The sequence below is a fragment of the Pigmentiphaga litoralis genome (assembly GCF_048632615.1).
Classification (GTDB): Bacteria; Pseudomonadota; Gammaproteobacteria; order Burkholderiales; family Burkholderiaceae_B; genus Pigmentiphaga; species Pigmentiphaga litoralis_B.
Window position 1 is genome coordinate 2,754,856 of sequence record NZ_CP184479.1, and the last position, 14,154, is coordinate 2,769,009.

Below are 14,154 nucleotides of genomic sequence, written 5' to 3' on the forward strand. Positions count from 1 at the left end.
GCCGCCTGGCGTTCAATGGCCGCCCGCGACGCCGCATACGCGTTGGCCACGGCTTCGCGCGAAGGCCGCAACGCGTCGGCCGCCGCAGCCGTATCCTGGCCTGCCCGGGCAACCGCTGCGTCATCCCGGCCCCACGAGCCCAGGCCCGCCAGATCCACTGCCGCCGCCGCCATCCCGGCCGGCAACGCTGGCATCGCCGCGGCCGCGGCCGCCTGGGCCTCGTTCATGTCGACCCCTGCCGCCGCATCGAACAACGAAGACTGCACCGGAGGCGGGCGCAGCCGCTGCGCCAGGTTCGCGGCGTCCAGTGTCTTGCCTGGATGGTGATCGATCACGGACACGAAAGGCATGACCTTCTTGAGCGGCACGTGCAGCCGCAACAGATCGTCGGTGCGCAGCCGCCGGACGCGGCGGGTCTGCAGCAGACGCAGCACCGTCTTGACGCCCAGGCCGGGCACGCGCAACAGCATTTCCTTTGGCGCCCTGTTCAGGTCCACCGGGAACTGCTCGCGGTGCGCCAATGCCCAGGCCAGCTTGGGGTCGATGTCGAGCGCCAGCATGCCGTCGCCGGTCGGCACGATTTCGTCGTGCGCAAACCCGTAAAAGCGCATCAGCCAATCCGCCTGATACAGGCGATGCTCGCGCACCATGGGCGGCGCTTTCAGAGGCAGGGAGTTGGACGAATCCGGGATCGGGCTGAAGGCGGAGTAATACACGCGCTTGAGCCGGTACGACCCGTACAGGGTGGCGCTGGTGGTCAGAATGGTGCGGTCATCGGCGGCGTCGGCGCCCACGATCATTTGGGTGCTCTGGCCGCCGGGGGCGAAGCGCACGGGCTTGACGCGCGAGGGAGCCACGCCTGCCATCGACATGGGCTGGGTGGGCTTGGACGCTTCTTTGGCGTCATCGATATGGATGCGCAGCCGCGCCATGGAGCGGCGAATCGCGGCGCCGTCTTTTTCCGGCGCCAGCGAGTGCAGCGCGTCCACCGTCGGCAGTTCGATGTTGATGCTGAGGCGGTCGGCATACTTGCCGGCCTTTTCGAGCAGTTCGGGACTGGCGTCGGGAATCGTCTTGAGATGGATATAGCCACGAAAATCGTGGTCTTCGCGCAGGATCCGCGCCACTTCCACCACCTGTTCCATGGTGTAGTCGGGATTGCGGATGATGCCAGAACTGAGAAACAGCCCTTCGATGCAGTTACGCCGGTAGAAGTCCAGCGTCAGGTCCACCACTTCCTGCACGTTGAATCGCGCGCGTGACACATTGCTGGTGACGCGATTGACGCAGTACAGGCAATCGTAGATGCAGTAGTTGGTCAGCAGGATCTTGAGCAGCGAAATACAGCGCCCGTCGGGGGCATAGCTGTGGCAAATCCCGGCACCTTCGGTCGAGCCGATGCCGCGGCCACCCACCGAATTGCGCTTTTCGGTGCCGCTGGAGGAGCAGGACGCGTCGTACTTTGCCGCGTCGGCCAGAATGGCCAGTTTCTTGATCGTTTCCACTGTACGAATATACAGTCCTTGAGGGGCCCGCGCCACTACACTTTGCAACCGGCGGCTGCGCTTGCGGGCCTTTATCAGACGCTTCTGAAGAGCGATAGTTCGGGGTTTTACATACCCTCACGCCCTGCGCGATCCACAGTTGGCATACCCGGAAGGTATGGAGAAGCACTCCATCAGTCTTGGACGGATCGGAACGCCGGGCAGACACTCGCAAATAGTGCCCAAAACAAGCCCGACAACTGCCAGGAGACCCGCATGGCCGAATATTCCCCCAAAGACCTGCTTGCCACGCTTGAAGCAGCCCAGACGGGCGAGCGCGACCCCCGCACCTGTGAGATCGTGAACCGTATTGTGGCCGACCTGTTTCGGACGATCGAAGAACTGAATGTGCAGCCGGCGGAGTTCTGGGCCGCGGTCAAGTGGCTGAATGAATTGGGTGCCGCTCAACAGGTGGGGCTGGCGACGGCGGGCCTGGGTTTTGACCGTTTGCTGGACATTCTGGCGGATCAGGCCGACGAACGCGCCGGCCTGGCCACCGGCACGCCGCGCGCCATTGAAGGTCCGCTATATGTGGCCAACGCGCCGCTGAGCGACTACGAAGCGCGTCTGGACGACGGCACCGACGTGGGCGAAACGCTGGTGATGGACGGCGTGGTGTACGGCGCCGACGGCAAGCCGCTGGCCAACGCCATCGTGGACGTCTGGCATGCCGATTCGAAGGGCGGCTATTCGCACTTCGACCCCACGCAATCCGAATTCAACCTGCGCCGCCGCCTGCGCACCGATGCCCAGGGTCGCTACCGTTTCCGCAGCCTGGTGCCGTCAGGCTATGGCGTGCCGCCCGGCAGCCCGACCGAGCAGATCCTGGACCGCCTGGGCCGTCATGGCCAGCGTCCCGCGCACATCCACTTTCTGGTCACCGGCGACGGCCAGCGTCCGCTGACCACGCAGATCAACATTCCGGGTGACGCCTATCTGCAGGACGACTTTGCCTTTGCCACCCGCGACGGCCTGATCGTGGAACTAGATCCGACCGATCGCACCGACGACGTCGCGTCGCTGGGCGTCACGGGCAAGCACACCCGCGTGCACTTCGACTTCCATCTGCAACCGGCCTGAACGTCGGGCGCGTCGGCGGAGACGGTGGGCTATGCTAGGTCCTTCCGTTCCCGCTGGAGATCCCGACATGCCGACCCATGCCACCTTGCCACGCTGGGACCTGTTGCGCGCCGCCCGCGTCATTCCGGTCTTGCGATACCACGACAGCGCGACCGCACTGTATGCCGCCCAGGTCGCCCTGCGCGCCGGCTGCCGCGCCATCGAACTGACATGGACCATTCCCAATGTGCTGGACGTGCTGCAGGCCACCCGCGCCGACAGCCGCCTGTCCGGCCGTGACGATGTGCTGATCGGCGTGGGCACCGTGCTGGATGCCGATCAGGCGCGTCTGGCCCTGGAAGCCGGCGCGGACTTTCTGGTTGCGCCGGGTGTGGTGCCCGACGTGGCGGAACTGGCTGCCGCGGCGGGCGCCATCAGCATGCTGGGTGCGTTCACGGCGACCGAGGTGATCGCCGCACGCGCGGCCGGCGCCGATGTGGTCAAGGTATTCCCGGCCAGCTCGGGCGGGCCGGGCCACCTGTCCGCATTGAAGGCCGTGTTTGGCGATACCGTGTTCTGCCCCACGGGCGGCGTGTCGCGCGAGAACATGGCGCAGTACTTCGCGGCGGGCGCCGACATGGTCGGCATCGGCAGCAATCTGTACGACAAGGACGCGCTGGCGCGGCAGGACACCGATGCGCTGGTGGCGCAGGTCAGGCAGGTGCTGGGCGAGGCTGGCGTCGTGTAAAGGGCGTCTGCAGGAAAAAGGGCACCTGCAGAAAAGGCACCCGCAGTAGAGGGCACCCGCAGTAAAGGGCACCCGCAGTAAAGGGCACCCGCAGGAAGGCCACCCGCAGTAAAGCGCATCTGCAAAGCGCACCCGCAGTGAGGTCACCTGCAGGCCTGGTCATCTCCAAGTGGTTCGCTATACCACGCCCAGTTCTTGTTTCGGCGCCGCGTACGCCGCTTCCTGCTGACGCCGCCACATGGTCGCGTAACGTCCGCCCGCCGCCAGCAATTCATGATGGCGGCCGCGTTCGATCACCGTGCCTGCGTCGAGCACGATGATCTCATCGCTGTCGATGATGGTGGACAAGCGGTGCGCGATCGTCAGCGTGGTGCGGCCACGGCTGACCTCGCGCAGATTGTTCTGGATCTCGCGTTCGGTATGCGTGTCGAGCGCGCTGGTGGCCTCGTCGAACAGCAGGATGGCCGGCTGCTTCAAGATGGTCCGCGCAATCGCAACCCGCTGCTTTTCGCCGCCCGACAGCTTCAATCCGCGTTCCCCGACCACGGTCTTGTAGCCATCGGGCATGGCCAGGATGAAGTCGTGGATATGGGCCAGCCGCGCGGCGTTCTCGACTTCTTCCACCGACGCGCCCGGGCGGCCGTACGCAATGTTGTAGAGGATGGTGTCGTTGAACAGCACGGTGTCCTGCGGCACGATGCCGATCGCGCCGCGCAGGCTGCCCTGCGTCACGTCGCGGATGTCCTGCCCGTCGATCAGGATCGCGCCGCGGTCCACGTCGTAGAAGCGGAACAGCAGGCGGCTCAGCGTCGACTTGCCTGCGCCCGATGATCCCACCACGGCGGTGGTCTTGCCCGCCATGACGGTGAACGACACGCCCTTCAGGATCTCGCGGCGCGGGTCATAGCCGAAGTGCACGTCGCGAAATTCCAGCGTCGCGCCCGTCACGGCCAGCGCGGGTGCGCCCGGCTTGTCGGCCACTTCGTAGTCGACCGCCATCAGTTCGAACATGCGGTCCATGTCGATCAGCGACTGCTTGATCTCGCGGTACACGAAGCCGAAAAAGTTCAGCGGCTGGTACAGCTGCAGCAGATAGGTGTTGACCAGCACGAAGTCGCCGATGGTCAGCCGGCCCGCCGCAATGCCGCGCGCCGCCATGTACATGATGACCGTGAGTCCGACCGAAATGATCGCGGCCTGGCCGACGTTGAGCAGCGACAGGCTGGTCTGGCTTTTGACCGCCGCGCGCTCATAGCTCTGCAACGCGCCGTCGTAGCGGCGGGCTTCGTGCGCTTCGTTGCCGAAGTACTTGACCGTCTCGTAGTTGAGCAGGCTGTCGACGGCCTTGGTGTTGGCTTCCGAGTCCGTTTCGTTCATCTGCTTGCGGAACTTGGTGCGCCACTCGGTGATCAGCAGCGTGTACGCGATGTACAACGTGACGGTGACCAGCGTTGCCAGGGCGAACCAGCCATCGAACATGCGCCACAGAATGACGGTGACCAGCGCGATTTCGAACAGGGTTGGCAGCACGTTGAACAGCATGTACGAGAGCAGTGTCTCGATCCCTTTCGTGCCGCGTTCGATCGACCGTGTCAGGCCGCCGGTCTGGCGCGCAAGGTGGAAGCGCAAGGACAGCGCGTGCAGGTGCCGGAACACCTTCAGGCCGACCGCGCGGATCGAATGCTGCGCCACCTTGGAAAAGACGGCGTCGCGCAGTTCCGAGAACATCAGCGTCAACACGCGCGCGCCGCCGTAGGCCAGGATGGCGCCGAGCGGCACGACGATCAACGCCGCGTCCTTCGCGCCCAGCGCGTCCACGGCCGCTTTGTAGAACATCGGAATGTAGATGTTGGCGACCTTGGCCGCGATCAGCAGCAAGACGGCAACGACGATGCGGACGCGCAGCCACGGCGCGCCTTTCGGCCAGAGATAGGGGGCAAGGGTGCGTAATGTGGCCAGTCCGCCCTTGGGGCGCGCGGGGGTGTCGGGTACGGCGGCCGCCGGGGCGCCGGGCGGGGTGGCAGGCGCGTTGGCGGCCTTCGTTGCAGGTGCAGTCAAACCAGTCTTCCAGGGATCGATAGTGCGCACGATACGCCTGTTGACGGGCTCATGCAGGCGGGCCGCCAAACGCCTCGCTGAAAAAATCGATGAAGGTGCGTACCTTGGGCGACAGGAATTTGCGGCTGGTATAGGCCGCATACAGCGTGACCGAGGCCGCCGCATAGGCGGGCAGCACCCGTTGCAGCGCACCCGTGGCCAGGTCATCGGCAATCTGCCATTCCGGCAGGTAGCCGATGCCGACTCCCGCCAGGATGCTTTGATGCGTCAAGGTGGAGTCGTCGGATTTCATGGCCGCCTTCAACTGGACGGTGGTCGTGCCCTCGGCGCCTGTCAAGGCCATTCGCTGCGCCGAGGGCAGGTAGGACGGCAGCACGGCGTCATGCAACGCCAGGTCGGACGGCGACACGACAGGCGCGTGCCGGGCAAGGTATTCGGGGCTGGCCACCAGGAAGAACCGCAGCTTGCACAGCGGCCGCACGATCAAGGACGGCAAGTCATGGTTGGTGGCGCGCAAGGCGACATCGAAGCCGCCCTCGGCCAGGTCGATCTTGTGATTGGTCAGCCTCAGGTCCATCACTACCCGTGGATAGCGTTGCCGGTACCGCGCCAGCATGGCGGCGAACCGCGCGTTGGCGCACCACACCGGCGCCGTGATCTTGAGCGTGCCGGACGGTTCGGCGCCGCTGCGGCCCAGCGTGGCTTCGGCTTCGTCCAGCCGGTCCAGCGCGTCGACGCAGTGTTCCAGATACACCGCGCCGGCTTCGGTCAGGCTGACGTGACGGCTGCTGCGGTTGAGCAGCCGCGACCCAAGATGCCGTTCGAGATGCGCCACGTGTTTGCTCGCCATCGCCGCCGACAGCCCCATGCGCCGCGCGGCATCCGCAAAGCTCCCGCCCTCCGCCACCTGGCGGAAGACGCGCATGCTGAGCAGGGTGTCCATCAGCCGAAGCGGCTGGCGGATACAACGACGTTCATGACTTCGTCTTCAAAGACCTTTTCCCCCGGGTCCTGTCCTGCCGCGCCCGCGGCGACCATCAGCGGCAGCAGGTGATCCGGATGCGGCTGGGTCGCTCGGGCATCGGGCGCGGCTTCCCAATGGACCAGCGCATTGCGGCGCTCCGCCGGCGGCAGGGCCACCGCCGTGGCAAGCCAGTCATCGAACCGGCGCGACGCCGCATGGAATGCGGGCGTATAGCCGCGCATATTGTGGAAGCTCATGCCGCTGCCAACAATCAAGACCCCTTCCTCCCGCAATGCCTGCAGCGCTTCGCCGGCGCGCAGGTGTTCGTCGGGGTCCAGCCCGTTCTTCATGGACAGCTGCACGACCGGGATGTCGGCATCGGGGTAGATCAGCTTGAAGGGCACGAACACGCCATGATCGAAACCGCGCTGGGTATCCACGCCGGTGGGCAGGCCCGCGGCAGCCAACAGTTCCTGCACTCGCTGCGCGACCGCGGGCGACCCGGGCGCCGGATAGGTCAGCCGATACGTGTGTTCCGGAAATCCGTAATAGTCGAACAGCAGGGGCGGCGCTTCGCCCGCGTTGACGGTGAACGCGTCTTCCTGCCAGTGGCCGGAAATGACCAGCACGGCCTTGGGCCGGGTGCCTACCGAATCCGCCAGGCGTTTCAGGAAGTCCGCCATGCGGTCCCACATGCGCGGATTGCCGGGCCAGTCCATGAAGAAACAGGGACCGCCGCCGTGGGGAATGAAAAACGTGGGAAGCCGGGTGGTTGCGTCAGGCATGTTGCATCTCCTTGATGGCTTCAATATAGGCGTGTACCCACAGTGCATCAATGGCCTGAAAGGGAAGGTATCGTTTCCTGCGAGTTGATGATCACGCTACGGCCGACCCGCCATCGTCTCCACAAAGAACGCGCTGGGCGCCACCCCGAACTGCCGCTTGAACATGGTGGCAAACGCACTGGGGCTGCCGTAACCCAGCTCCAGCGCCACGTCCACGATCTTGGCCTGGGAGGCCAGCATCTCCAGCGCCGCCAGCAGCCGCGCCTGCTGGCGCCATTGCCCGAAGGTCATGCCCATCTCACGCAAAAACAAACGGTGAATGGTTTTCGGGTCAACGCCGAGCCGTTCCGCCCATTCGGCGGCTGTCGTCCGGTCGTGCGGTTCTCGGGTCAGGGTCTGGCCGATCAGACGCAGACGGGGGTCGGTGGGGTGCGGCAAATGCAGCGGCAGGGTAGGCACCAGGCGCAGCTCGTCCAGCAGCAGGCGCATCAGCCGGCCATCCCGGGTGTCGGGCGAGTAGGGCAGCGGCACATCGATTGCCGCCAGAATCAGTTCGCGCAGCAGCGGCGAAATGCCGATCACCGAACACTGCGTCGGCAGGTGCGGGCTGGCGTCGGGCCGGATGAACGCCGCGCGCATCTTGACCTCGCCCACCATGCGCAGCTGGTGCGGCATGTCGGGCGGCATCCAGATGGCGCGCGTGGGGGCACCACCCACAGACCCTGTTCCGTGCTGACTACCATGACGCCATGCACCGCATGGATCAATTGCGCATTGGGGTGACGGTGGTGACCGGTGTTGTGCCCATTCGGAAAATCCGTCGCCATGGCCGTGACGGGCAAGGCGCTGCGGTCGAACTGTGTGTACCTGGGAGGGGAGACGTCCATGTCCATTTCTCGAAGGGTTTCGCCAGAATCTCGCAAGACAGGCGGTAGCTTGACGAGTAGGCTACGCGTATTCCCGGTACTCGACCAGTCCACGGGATGTCGACCGGCCCAACGCCGGCACCCTTCAGAACGAGACGCCCATGCAATCCAGCATTCCCACCTCTCCCACGACGACGCCCTTGCCGGCGGCTTCCACCGCGGCATCGATTCCGCCCGCAACGGCCCCCGCCGCCGAGCGCACCGGTTTTCGCATTCTTGGCGCGATCAGTTTTGCGCATTTCCTGAACGACATGCTGCAATCGCTGATCCTGGCGATCTATCCGCTGCTGAAAAGCGGGTTCAACCTCAGCTTTACGCAGATCGGCTTGATCACGCTCACGTATCAGATCACGGCATCGCTGCTGCAGCCGCTGGTCGGGCTGTACACCGACAAGCATCCCAAACCGTATTCGCTGGCCGTCGGGATGGGCTTTACCTTGTCGGGCCTGCTTGCATTGGCGTTCGCGCCGAACTACGGCGTGCTGATCGTGGCGGCCTTGCTGATGGGGATGGGATCGTCGATCTTCCATCCGGAATCGTCGCGCGTCGCGCGGCTGGTGTCGGGCGGACGGCATGGCCTGGCGCAATCGATCTTCCAGGTCGGCGGCAACGCGGGCAGCGCCATGGGGCCGCTGCTGGCGGCCTGGTTCATCATCCCGCGCGGGCAGGACAGCGTCGCCTGGTTCGCGCTTGCCGCGCTGACCGGCATGCTCATCCTGTGGCAGGTGGGCGTCTGGTACAAGCACCAGCACCTGTCGGGCCGCAACAAGGCGCGCGCCCGCCCGGTGGTTGCATCGCCCGTCAGCCGCAATGCGGTGATCGGGTCCATGGCCGTGCTGTTGACGCTGCTGTTCTCCAAGTACTTCTACATGGCCAGCTTCACTAGCTACTACACGTTCTACCTGATGCACCGCTTCAACGTCAGCGTGCAGAACGCGCAGATGCATTTGTTCCTGTTCCTTGCCGCCGTGGCGCTGGGCACCATCCTGGGCGGTCCGATCGGCGACAAGATCGGCCGCAAACGTGTGATCTGGGGATCGATCCTGGGCGTCGCGCCGTTCGCGCTGATCCTGCCGTACGCCGATCTGTTCTGGACCGGCGTCCTCAGCTTCGTGATCGGCCTGATCCTGGCCTCGGCCTTCTCGGCGATTCTAGTGTTTGCGCAGGAATTGATGCCCGGCAAGGTCGGCACGGTGTCCGGCCTGTTCTTCGGCTTTGCGTTCGGCATGGGCGGTCTGGGCGCCGCGGTGCTGGGCAAGGTGGCCGACAGCCAGGGCATCGAGTTCGTGTACCACCTGTGCGCCTTCCTGCCCTTGCTGGGCATGCTGACGATTCTGCTGCCGGACGTGGGACGGGCGAAGGTGAAGGCGGCGGCGGCGCGGTAGAGGCATTCGCTGCCTGTCGTGGGGACATCGACGCCGGGCTTGCCCGGCGTTTTTCATGCATCCGTCTATGTGTCCGCGCAGACCTCGCGTACACAGGCGCGCAGCCAGCGATGTGCCGGGTCGGCGTCCATACGGGGATGCCAGAACAGTGAGATGGTCATGCCGGGCATCTTGAACGGCAGCGGAAAACTCGTCAGTCCACTGCGCATCGAACTGGTGTGACGGTCGGGAACGCTGGCGATCAGGTCCGAACCGGCAGCCAGGGCCAACGCTGCGCCATAGCCGCCCACGGTCGTCACGATGTGGCGCGTTTTACCTTCCTGGCTGAGCGCGTCGTCGATCGGGCCGCTGTCCCGGCCACGGCGCGAGACCAGGATGTGCTGCCCGGCTGCATATCGGGTGGTGGTGATGCGGCGTCCGGTCAGCGGATGCCCACGGCGCACGACGCCGATCAAGCGGTCGGCGAACAGCCGCTGCGCGCGCACTTCGGGCCCCATGTCCCGGCCGATCACGCCGGTTTCCAGATCCACGTCGCCTTGACGCAGCGGCGTGCTGTCTTTATCCAGCTTGGGCAGAAAGCGCAACCGCACCTGGGGGCATCCCGCGCCACCCGCGCAATTAACGCCGTCCCGAACGTTTCGACGAATCCTTCGCTGCACCGTAGCGTGAAGGCCGCCGCCAGCTGGGGCAGATTCAATACCTTGTCGGGCTGCAGGACGGCGTGGGCATCGCGCAGGACCGGGCCGATGCGCGTGCGCAGTTCAATGGCGCGTGGCGTCGGCACCAAGCCTCGGCCGGCCCTGACCAGCAGCGGATCGCCGGTGGTGGCGCGCAGACGGGCCAAGGCGCGACTCATGGCGGACGGGCTCAGGCCCAGGCGTTCGGCGGCGCGCGCGACATTGCCTGTGTCCAGAAGCACATCCAGGGTGACCAGCAGATTGAGATCGGGGCGGGACATGTGCGCAAGGTAGCACGGTGCCGGTCGCCTGGGGAGTGACATGGCGTTCCATGCATCTATGACGTTCGGATCATGCGGCTTCCGCCATGTCATGACGTTGCTTAATCTTGGACTTTCTGGTCTTGCAGCATGCTTCAAAGGTTCTTATGCGAACGTTCTGGATAGGTCGATTTTCGGTGTTGCAGTCTGGTGGGCAGTCGCAGGTATCGGGATCCGTACCGGTGCCGCCTTGCCGGGTCAAGCCCGCCCTGGCTGGCCTGTGTTTGTCGATGTTGCTGGCGTCGCTGGGCACCAGCATCGCTAACGTCGGGCTGCCTGCCTTCGCCCAGGCGTTCGGCGCCCCGTTCGGGCAGGCGCAGTGGATCGTGCTGGCGTACCTGCTGTCCACGACGACGCTGATCGTGGTGGCAGGCCGGCTGGGTGACCAGTTCGGCCGGCGGCGCGTGCTCGTTGCGGGCGTGATGCTGTTCACGGCAGCATCGGGCTTGTGCGCGTTAGCCCCATCGCTCAGCGTACTGATCATCGCGCGGGCGATGCAGGGCGCTGGCGCGGCGGCCATGATGGCGCTGACGCTGGCCTTTGTCGGCGACCTGGTGCCCAAGGCGTCGGCGGGTCGCGCCATGGGTTTGCTCGGCGCGATGTCTGCCACGGGAACGGCACTGGGGCCGGCTGCGGGTGGACTCCTGCTGTCGATGTGGGGGTGGCCTGCGCTGTTCGCGGTCATGCTGCCGTTGGGTGTATCGGCGGCGTGGTTAGCAGGGAAGTATCTGCCTGCACCAGCGCTCGCCCCAGCACCAGCGCTCGCCCCAGCACCAGCACCAGCACCAGCACCAGCACCAGCACCAGCACCAGCACCAGCACCAGCATCTGCCGCTGCACCCGCACCCGCCCCCGCACGCACGCTCGTCTCCGCCTCGGTACTACCTTCACCGCCTGCTACCCGATCCTCTACCGCCGCAAGACTGGATGCCCAAGGCATGCTGCTGCTGACGCTGAGCCTGGCCGCCTACACCCTGGCCATGACCCTGGGTCGAACGTCGGGCGGCCCGGGGACCATGGTCCTCCTGCTTGTCACCGCAGCCATCGGCGTCATTGCCTTCGTCCGGGTGGAAACGCGAGCCGCCTATCCGTTGATCCGCCTCGATATCCTCCAGCGCCCCGACGTCGGCGCCGGGTTCGCGTACAGCGCCGCCGTGTCGTCCGTGGCCATGACGACACTGGTGGTGGGGCCTTTCTATCTGTCGGCCGGGCTGGGGTTGCGGCCGGCACAGGTAGGCCTTGTGATGTCCGCGGGCCCGATCGTGGCCGTTCTGCTCGGGACGCCAGTAGGCCGCTGGGTTGACCGGCATGGCGCAGCCGTCATGACGCGCGCTGGCTTGCTCGGGATGCTGACTGGCTGCCTCCTGCTCGCGGCGGACCCGATATCTTTCGGCGTTCCAGGCTACCTGTTTGCTCTGGTCACCCTGACCGCAGGCTATGCGGTATTCCAGACGGCCAACAATACCGCCGTCATGGCCTCGTCACGCCACGATGAACGCGGCGTGGTCGGCGGCGCGCTCGGGCTGTCACGCAACCTGGGCTTGATCAGCGGTGCATCGTTGATGGGCGCGATCTTCCTGTCCGGTGCGGCCACGACCAACCCGTCGGCTGCGTCACCGGGCGCCGTGGCGGCAGGCCTGCGCCTTGTCTTTTTTGTGGCGGCAGCACTGATCGCCGCGTGCCTGGTGGCCCGCCAGGTCTTGCGCCAAGCCCGCCAGCGCAATTGACCTGCCTATAATTCCCGATTGTCCGCCGCGACCAGACGCCCCGCGCTTGCTTTCCGTGCGCGGCGTGCTCCCTTCACTTTCCGACCGAACATCCACATGATGCGAAAAGCGCTCGTCCTATTTTCCGGAGGCCAGGACTCCACCACCTGCCTGGCCTGGGCTGCCGACCGGTATGAAGTGGTCGAAACCATCGGCTTCGACTACGGCCAGCGCCACCATGTCGAACTCGACGCGCGCCAGCACGTGCTCGAGGCCATGCGCGCCCAGTTTCCCGACTGGGCGCCGCGGATCGGCGCCGACCACATGGTGGACCTGGGCGTGCTGGGCGCCATCAGCGATACCGCGTTGACCAGCGACACCGAAATCAAGATGGCCGCGAACGGCCTGCCCAACACCTTCGTGCCGGGCCGCAACCTGGTGTTCCTGACGATGGCATCGGCCGTGGCCTACCGTCGCGGCCTGGACGTGATCGTGGGCGGCATGTGCGAGACGGATTTTTCGGGCTACCCGGATTGCCGCGACGACACCATCAAGGCCCTGCAGGTGGCCGTGTCCCTGGGCATGGGCCAGCGGTTCACGTTCGACACGCCTTTGATGTGGATCGACAAGGCGGAAACCTGGGCCCTGGCCGACGATCTTGGCGGGCAGGCTTTTGTCGACCTGGTGGTCGAGCATACCCACACCTGCTACCACGGCGACCGCAGCCAGCGCTTCGACTGGGGCTACGGCTGCGGCACCTGCCCGGCCTGCGAATTGCGCCGGAACGGGTTCGAGAAGTGGCGGGCGGCGGCGTAACGGCCGAGATATGTCGGCGACGGCGCTGTGGAATTATCGCGGCACGATAAGAAAGCCGGATGCAGGGTCGCCAACAAGATGTGCTGCCACGACGCAGTTGTGTTCGTGGCAGCGAGCTACCGATTCAGCCAGCACATTCAAGGACCCGATGGGATGGACCCTGGCGAGGTGCTGGAAGCGCCGGATCTCGGCGGCGTTGCATGCACGATAGGCATTCTGCAGAAGCCCGTTGATTTCAAGCCAGCTCAGGCTTTCGGGGTGGATCAAACGTAGCAGGTTTTCTGCCTTGCTCAATTTCTCGTGCAGGTGAGCCAGTGCGTCGACTTCGGCCTGCACGCCGTATCGTTTCCACGCCGGTTCATGGTGGAACAGCCGATTGCGAAAGTCTCTGAGGGTCGCGACGTTCTCTTTAGCCTGCGCCAAAAGACTACCGGCCTGTTGCGTTGGCCAGCGTCCGGAGAACACGGAAGACAGATGCCTGGGCCAGATCAAGTTGCGTCCCATGAACTCGGCGTCCAGAAGACACTCCCAGGTTGAAAAGTCCGTTTTTGCCAGCACGCCTGCATGGGTCGGTCGGATGTGTCCTTTAACCTGGTAGCGCTTGCGAGTGTCCGCAATGTATTTCCGGGCCGCGGCGACGAAGTTGTCATTCACGATCTGAACGGCACGGGGTGACGCTGCGCCTGCGCGATAGGAGCGGTACCGCAGCTGGGTGCTGGACCACCAGAAGGTGCCGAGGTCTCGCGTCAACGCATGATCGATGGCGTTGCGGAGGCTGATTTCAACGGCGCTGATCAATGGGTACAGAGCACTGCAGACATGCGCGTTCCAGAGGTAGACACCCATCAGTTCAACGTCGTTTGCTGGCTGGAAGACGAGCCGGTAGCTGTTCAATCGTTCAGTGCTGATGAGTTTGTTGATCAGCTCGGGTCGGTAGTGCAGCGTGGTCGGCATTACGGGCACCTTCGGCATTGGCGTGCGGGCGTGACGTCATTGACCGCTGCAGGCCGAAAACCTAAAATCGTGGCAAGGTTGGTGGTGGCTTCCAATGGGCGAAAGCCTACGACCCATCATGTAAGACCTGATTTCACCCCGGCCGCGAGCCGGGGATTTCATTTGTGGCGTACAAATGTCCTGGCGACATCTACGTATGCCTGCGCCACCCA

At 65.1% G+C, this 14,154-nt stretch carries 9 protein-coding genes and 3 pseudogenes; 5 read left to right on the forward strand and 7 right to left on the reverse strand.

Annotated elements, in window-relative coordinates; all coding sequences use genetic code 11:
• Positions 1-248: 248 nt before the first annotated feature.
• Positions 249-1,505 (reverse strand): annotated as a pseudogene (locus ACNANG_RS12360) (putative DNA modification/repair radical SAM protein); the annotation flags it as partial.
• 255 nt (positions 1,506-1,760) lie between these two features.
• On the opposite strand from ACNANG_RS12360, the gene ACNANG_RS12365 reads away from it, so the two are divergent.
• Positions 1,761-2,624, forward strand: a complete 864-nt coding sequence (locus ACNANG_RS12365; protein WP_420227420.1) for a dioxygenase — start codon at positions 1,761-1,763, stop codon at positions 2,622-2,624.
• 67 nt (positions 2,625-2,691) lie between these two features.
• Positions 2,692-3,351: a bifunctional 4-hydroxy-2-oxoglutarate aldolase/2-dehydro-3-deoxy-phosphogluconate aldolase gene (locus ACNANG_RS12370; RefSeq protein WP_420227421.1), complete on the forward strand. Its 660-nt coding sequence runs from the start codon at positions 2,692-2,694 to the stop codon at positions 3,349-3,351.
• 177 nt (positions 3,352-3,528) lie between these two features.
• Here ACNANG_RS12370 and ACNANG_RS12375 read toward each other — a convergent pair whose 3' ends face one another.
• From ACNANG_RS12375 to ACNANG_RS12390, 4 genes and pseudogenes are all read right to left on the reverse strand, one after another.
• Entirely contained in the window at positions 3,529-5,310 is a 1,782-nt protein-coding gene (locus tag ACNANG_RS12375) for an ABCB family ABC transporter ATP-binding protein/permease (protein ID WP_420227531.1), read from the reverse strand.
• Between the two features lie 148 nt (positions 5,311-5,458).
• Positions 5,459-6,352 (reverse strand): LysR family transcriptional regulator, encoded by an 894-nt coding sequence (locus tag ACNANG_RS12380; protein ID WP_420227422.1) that lies wholly within the window; start codon positions 6,350-6,352, stop codon positions 5,459-5,461.
• A complete protein-coding gene (locus ACNANG_RS12385; RefSeq protein WP_420227423.1) occupies positions 6,352-7,158 on the reverse strand; it encodes a DODA-type extradiol aromatic ring-opening family dioxygenase in 807 nt (268 codons plus the stop codon). The genes ACNANG_RS12380 and ACNANG_RS12385 overlap by 1 nt, the downstream gene beginning before the upstream one ends.
• A gap of 96 nt (positions 7,159-7,254) precedes the next feature.
• Positions 7,255-8,051: pseudogene (locus tag ACNANG_RS12390) on the reverse strand (AraC family transcriptional regulator).
• 134 nt (positions 8,052-8,185) lie between these two features.
• Between ACNANG_RS12390 and ACNANG_RS12395 the strand changes: the two are divergent.
• Complete coding sequence (locus ACNANG_RS12395) at positions 8,186-9,469, forward strand: MFS transporter (RefSeq protein WP_420227424.1); 1,284 nt, start codon at positions 8,186-8,188, stop codon at positions 9,467-9,469.
• 65 nt (positions 9,470-9,534) lie between these two features.
• On the opposite strand, the pseudogene ACNANG_RS12400 reads toward ACNANG_RS12395, so the two are convergent.
• Positions 9,535-10,427, reverse strand: a pseudogene (locus ACNANG_RS12400) (LysR family transcriptional regulator).
• Positions 10,428-10,696: 269 nt separating this feature from the next.
• Between ACNANG_RS12400 and ACNANG_RS12405 the strand changes: the two are divergent.
• Entirely contained in the window at positions 10,697-12,193 is a 1,497-nt protein-coding gene (locus ACNANG_RS12405; protein ID WP_420227532.1) for an MFS transporter, read from the forward strand.
• A 96-nt stretch (positions 12,194-12,289) separates the two neighbouring features.
• Positions 12,290-12,988 (forward strand): 7-cyano-7-deazaguanine synthase QueC, encoded by a 699-nt coding sequence (gene queC / locus ACNANG_RS12410; protein ID WP_420227425.1) that lies wholly within the window; start codon positions 12,290-12,292, stop codon positions 12,986-12,988.
• A gap of 33 nt (positions 12,989-13,021) precedes the next feature.
• On the opposite strand, the gene ACNANG_RS12415 is transcribed toward queC, so the two are convergent.
• Positions 13,022-13,942 (reverse strand): CAAX protease, encoded by a 921-nt coding sequence (locus ACNANG_RS12415; protein WP_420227426.1) that lies wholly within the window; start codon positions 13,940-13,942, stop codon positions 13,022-13,024.
• Between the last annotated feature and the right edge of the window lie 212 nt (positions 13,943-14,154).